This window comes from Mesorhizobium sp. M4B.F.Ca.ET.017.02.2.1 (assembly GCF_003998955.1).
GTDB classification, from domain to species: Bacteria; Pseudomonadota; Alphaproteobacteria; order Rhizobiales; family Rhizobiaceae; genus Mesorhizobium; species Mesorhizobium abyssinicae.
This window is the reverse complement of record NZ_RZOF01000412.1, coordinates 1-5,122: the sequence shown is the minus strand read 5'-3', so window position 1 is coordinate 5,122 and position 5,122 is coordinate 1. Positions and strand designations below refer to the sequence as shown.

Sequence of the window (5,122 nt, the reverse complement as noted above, 5' to 3'; positions counted from 1 at the left end):
AATCCCGAAGGCGGCTATGCCGTCGGCATCCACCTCACCCCGCTCGGCATCGACGCGGCGCTGATCAACCTCAGCGGCGACGTCATCGAAAGCATGCACAGCGAAGCGCCCAACGTGACGCCCGACCACGCGTTCGACCAGATCGGCGCCATGGTCCGCGACCTGGCCGGACGGCGCGCGGGCGGACGCGTGCTTGGCGTCGGCATGGCGCTGCCCGGCCCGTTCGGCGTCGAATCCATGAGCTTCATCGGCCCGACGACCATGACCGGCTGGAAGGACGTGGCGCTGCGCGAGCGGCTGACGACGGCCACGGGTTTGCCGGCCTTCTTCGAGACCGACATGGCGGCCGCCGCCATGGGCGAGCGCCTCTACGGCCTCGGCACCGGATATTCCGACTACTACTACCTCTATTTCGGCGTCGGCCTCGGCGGCGCCATGGTGCATGATGGCAGCGTGCTGCGCGGCGCCTGGGGCAATGCCGGCGAGATCGGCCACATCCCGGTCGTGTTCGGCGGCGAACCTTGCCCATGCGGCAATCGGGGCTGCCTGGAGCGCTACCTCTCGCTCGAGGCGCGCGGACGCTGGCACGGCAGCGACGACGCCTGGGTGGCCGAAATCGGCCCGGTTTTCCGCAACGCCATCACCATCATCGAGAACCTGTTCGACCCCGAGACGGTGGTGCTCGGCGGGCTGGCGCCGCCGGCGCTGCTCGAGCGCCTGGCGGGAGCCGCCGAGCTGCCCAATTCGGTCTCGGCCCGCAAGGACCGCGCCACGCCGCGCATCGTCGTCGCCCGCGGCGGCCAGCATGCGGTGCTGCGCGGCGCGGCGGCACTTGCCGTTTCCGGGGTGCTCTCGCCGCGCTTCGGCCAGATCTTCACCGCCAAGCGGCAGCGCGGCGGCGACCTCCTGAAAGGCGGAGACATCGCGGCATGAGCGAACCCCTGCTGGTCCTCGACAACGTCACCAAGAACTACGGCGCCATCCAGGCGCTGAAGGGCATCAGCTTTTCGATCGGACGCGGCGAGGTCGTGGCGCTGCTGGGCGACAACGGCGCCGGCAAGTCGACGCTGGTCAAGATCATCGCCGGCGGGCTGGAGCCGACCTCCGGCCGCATGCTGTTCGAAGGCAAGGAGTTCCTGGCCAGATCGCCTGCCGAGGCCAAGGCGGCCGGTATCGAGACCGTCTACCAGGACCTGTCGCTGTGCACCAATGTCGACGTGGTGGCGAATTTCTTCATGGGCCGCGAGATCACCCGCAAGGTGCTCGGCGTCCCCCTGCTCGATGAGCGCGCCATGGAAGACGTGGTCGCCAAGGCGCTCGCCAATGCCGGCACCCGCATCCCGTCGTTGCGCACCAATGTCGAGCATCTTTCGGGCGGCCAGCGGCAAGCGATAGAGCTCAACCGCTTCGTGCACTGGGGCGGCAAGCTGGTGCTGCTCGACGAGCCGTTCGCGGCGCTTGGCGTCGAGCAGACGCGACGCGGCCTCGACATGATCCGCCAGGTGGTGAACCAGGGCATCGGCGTCGTCATCATCACTCATATCATGCAGCAGGCCTTCCAGGTCGCCGACCGGATCGTGGTGATCCGGCAAGGCGTCGTGGCGGGCGATGTCGCACGCAGCAAGACAAGTCCCGACGCGGTGATCAACATGATCACCGGAGAGACGCTGGCCGGTGCCGGACCGGCGAGCTGAGGGACAAATGAGGGGTCCGGCGCAAGAGGAGCGAACGACATGAAGAGAATACTTCTTTCCGTCTTCGGTTTCCTGGCACTGGCTATTGCCACGCTCACGCCGGCATTCGCCCAGTCCAAGGGCACCGTCTATTATCTGGTGCCGACATTGCTCGATGAGTTCCAGACCGGTTCGGTGACCGCGCTGGAACTGTTCCTGAAGCAGGTCGGCTACGACTTCAAATCGCTGAACGCCGACAACAAGACCGACGGCCAGCAATCGCAGATGAACGACGTCATCGCGCTGAAGCCCGCCGCGATCGTCCTTGCGGCGGTCGATTTCAACGCGCTGAAACCGTCCGTCGAAGCGGCCCGCGCCGCCGGCATTCCGGTGGTAGAATTCGACCGCCAGATCACCTCCACCCCGTCCGACTTCACCTCGGTCGCCGGCACAGTCGAGATCGGCTACGTCGCCGCCGACCAGGCCGAGAAGCTCCTGAAAGCGAAGAACGGGGCGGTGAAGGGCAAGATCCTGCAGGTGCTCGGCGATCCCGGCGATCCCTACACGCTCGACATCCAGAAGGGGTTCGAGGAGAAGATGAAGGCGTTCCCGGACGTCAAGATCATCTCGCTTCCGGCCATGCAGTGGGAAGCCAGCAACGCCGGCACCATCGTCGCCGACCAGATGCTCGCCAATCCCGACATCGACCTGATCTTCAGCCATGCCGCGCATCTCTCGGTCGCCGGCGTCGCCTCGCTCGAGGCCGCAGGCAAGAAGCCCGGCGACGTCATGATGATGAGCTCGAACGGCGCACCGGTCGGTCTCGACCTGATCCGCAAGGGCTGGCTCAACGTCGAAGTCGAACAGCCGCTCTACGCCCAGGCCGCGGCCGTCGCCATGTTCATGGACAAGATCGTCAAAAAGGAAGAGATCAAGCCAGGCGAATATGACGTGCTTGGCCTGAAGTCGACGGTGACCAAGGAAGCCTGGGGCCCGAACATCAAGATCCCCGGCGCCGCCATCACCAAGGAGAACGTCGATAACCCGGCCTTCTGGGGCAACCAGAAGCCGCCGACCGAAACTGTAAAACCGGTCGAGTAGTAGCCACGAGGACCGCTCCGGGCTACCCGGCCCGGAGCGCCCCTCAAAAGCGCCGCGCGCGTCGAAACGCGCGAAGCCGCAACATTGTCAAACACGCGCGCGCCAACCGGATCAGCTCATGAACCCCCGCACCCGCCATGCTCTCGAGCTCATTCTCGACAATCTCGTCTGGTTCATGCTGGTCTTCGTGCTGGTGGTGTTTTCCCTGCTCATTCCGAACTACTTCCAGCTCGGCATCTTCGCGAACATCATCGAGGCCTCCAGCGTGCTGGGCGTGATGTCGATCGGCCTGGCGCTGGTCATCATCGCCGGCCACATGGACCTGTCGGTCGAATCGGTCGCCGCGCTCAGCGCCATGGCGGTCGGCATCCTGTTCTGCTCGTCGGGCATCGGCCTCGGCGTGCAACTGCACCCGCAATGGCTGATGGTTCCGGTTTCGCTGCTGCTCGCCGTCCTCGTCGGCGGCATCATCGGCGTCTTCAACGGCTTCCTGATCGTCAGGCTGAAGATGAGCGCCTTCATCATCACGCTGGCCTCCTACATCTGGGTGCGCGGCCTGGTGCTCGTCGTTTCCGGCGGCCGCTCGGCGCAGGACCTGGCGCCGGCGATCCGCTGGTTCGGCATCCAGCGGCTGATCGGGCTGCCGCTCACCGCCTGGATCGCCATCGCCTGTTTCGTCGTCTTCTCGCTGATCATGGCCAAGACGCCGTTCGGCCGGCATCTGGTGATGATCGGCGGCAACGAGACGGCGACCTTCCGCGCCGGCATCCGCGTCAATCGCAATTTGATCATCGCCTTCGTGCTTGCCGGCGCCATCGCCGGTCTCGCCGGCTGGCTGCTGGCCATCCGCACCTCCGGCGCCACCGCCAATCTCGGCGTCGGGCTTTTGTTCAACGCCTTCGCCGCCGTCGTCATCGGCGGCGTCAGCCTGAAGGGCGGCGTCGGCGCCCTGCCCGGCGTCTATGCCGGCGTGCTCTTGCTCTCGGCCATCAACACGGCGATCAACCTGATGGGCCTGCCGGCCAATTTCACCCAGGTGATCCACGGCCTGCTGGTGCTGGCGGCGGTGCTGCTCGACGCCTTCAAGCAGACCATCCGGCAGAGGCTGGCATGACCGGCCGGCTGCAGGACAGGGTCGCGCTCATCGTCGGCAGCGCGCGCGGCATCGGCAAGGGCATCGCTCAGCGCTTCGCCGAAGAGGGAGCGAAGCTCGTCCTGGCCGACACCGAGGCCGAGGCCGGGCAAGCCACCGCGAGCGAGTTCGGCGCCGCCTTCATCCGCACCGACATCTCGCAAATGGCCGAGGCCGAGGCCGCCGTGGCGCTGGCGCTCGAGCAGCATGGCCGACTCGACATCCTGGTCCAGAATGCCGGCATCTATCCCTGGCAGTTGATCGAGAACACCAGCCCGGAGGACTGGGACAGGGTGATGGCCGTCAACCTGCGCGGCTCCTTCAACGCCACCCGTGCCGCGCTCGTGCCGATGAAGGCGCAGCGGCATGGCCGCATGCTGTTCACCTCATCGATCACAGGCCCGCATGTGACCAGCCCCGGCCACGGCCATTATTCGGCGACCAAGGCCGGAATCAACGGGCTGATCCGTGCCGCCGCGCTCGAATTCGCCGGCTACGGCATCACCGTCAACGGCGTCGAGCCCGGCAACATCCTCACCGAGGCGATCGAGCTGCATCGCGGTGCGGCCTATATCCAGAACATGCAGGACTCCATCCCGCTCGGACGGCTGGGCAGCCCGCGCGACGTCGCCAATGCCTTCCTGTTCCTGGCCTCCGACGACGCCAGCTACATCACCGGCACGACCATCGTCGTCGACGGCGGCCAGCTGCTGCCCGAGGGCAAGGATTTTCGGCTGCTGCCGCCATGATTGTTGGCGGGCGGGGCGAACGGCGAGATTCGCTTCAGGGTGACTGCTTGCAGATGGCTGGGATGGTGGGCGATGACGGGCTCGAACCGCCGACATCTTCGGTGTAAACGAAGCGCTCTACCAACTGAGCTAATCGCCCGCTCCGGGCCGGACCTTTAAGCAGTTAGGGCAGGCTTCGCAAGGCCAAATGAACAGGCGCAGCGTTGGCCGCGTGGCGGTTTTCCAGCGTAAAGAGGCGGTTGTCAAAAAACCTTCTCCAGTTTGCTGATAAGGTGCTTTGCCGCGCTTGACACCCGGTGGCGAACCCCGTATCCAGCGGCCCAACGACGAACACGGCTGACACGTGGTCGTCAAGTGCGCGGGTGTAGCTCAGTCGGTTAGAGTGCCGGCCTGTCACGCCGGAGGTCGCGGGTTCGAGCCCCGTCACTCGCGCCATTTCTTTCAGTGGCTTGGGCCCTGACTCTGCG

5 protein-coding genes and 2 tRNA genes are annotated in these 5,122 nt (G+C 65.9%); 6 read left to right on the top strand and 1 reads right to left on the bottom strand.

All coding sequences use genetic code 11. The features are described from left to right. The 5 genes from EN738_RS30675 to EN738_RS30655 all read left to right on the top strand — a co-directional run. On the top strand, positions 1-933 hold a 933-nt coding region (locus EN738_RS30675), incomplete at its 5' end, for an ROK family protein (RefSeq protein ID WP_145966979.1). Next, on the top strand, positions 930-1,694 hold the full coding sequence (locus tag EN738_RS30670; RefSeq protein ID WP_127286881.1) for an ATP-binding cassette domain-containing protein: 765 nt from the start codon (positions 930-932) through the stop codon (positions 1,692-1,694). The genes EN738_RS30675 and EN738_RS30670, both read left to right, overlap by 4 nt. Before the next feature lie 39 nt (positions 1,695-1,733). Next, positions 1,734-2,774 (top strand): sugar ABC transporter substrate-binding protein, encoded by a 1,041-nt coding sequence (locus EN738_RS30665; protein ID WP_127286880.1) that lies wholly within the window; start codon positions 1,734-1,736, stop codon positions 2,772-2,774. Between the two features lie 118 nt (positions 2,775-2,892). Next, positions 2,893-3,888, top strand: a complete 996-nt coding sequence (locus EN738_RS30660; RefSeq protein WP_127286879.1) for an ABC transporter permease — start codon at positions 2,893-2,895, stop codon at positions 3,886-3,888. Next, the gene (locus EN738_RS30655; RefSeq protein ID WP_126054883.1) at positions 3,885-4,655 is read left to right on the top strand and encodes an SDR family oxidoreductase; all 771 of its coding nucleotides are present in this window, start codon (positions 3,885-3,887) and stop codon (positions 4,653-4,655) included. Before EN738_RS30660 ends, EN738_RS30655 begins: the two co-directional genes overlap by 4 nt. A 63-nt stretch (positions 4,656-4,718) precedes the next feature. On the opposite strand, the gene EN738_RS30650 is transcribed toward EN738_RS30655, so the two are convergent. Continuing rightward, positions 4,719-4,794: transfer RNA gene (locus tag EN738_RS30650), tRNA-Val, on the bottom strand. Between the two features lie 219 nt (positions 4,795-5,013). On the opposite strand from EN738_RS30650, the gene EN738_RS30645 reads away from it, so the two are divergent. Further along, a tRNA-Asp gene (locus EN738_RS30645) sits at positions 5,014-5,090 on the top strand. Positions 5,091-5,122: the final 32 nt, after the last annotated feature.

Bases quoted from the DNA above. Each gene is read 5' to 3' on its own strand.
- EN738_RS30665 (WP_127286880.1), top strand. From the start codon at position 1,734: ATGAAGAGAATACTTCTTTCCGTCTTCGGTTTCCTGGCACTGGCTATT.
- EN738_RS30660 (WP_127286879.1), top strand. From the start codon at position 2,893: ATGAACCCCCGCACCCGCCATGCTCTCGAGCTCATTCTCGACAATCTC.
- EN738_RS30670 (WP_127286881.1), top strand. From the start codon at position 930: ATGAGCGAACCCCTGCTGGTCCTCGACAACGTCACCAAGAACTACGGC.
- EN738_RS30655 (WP_126054883.1), top strand. From the start codon at position 3,885: ATGACCGGCCGGCTGCAGGACAGGGTCGCGCTCATCGTCGGCAGCGCG.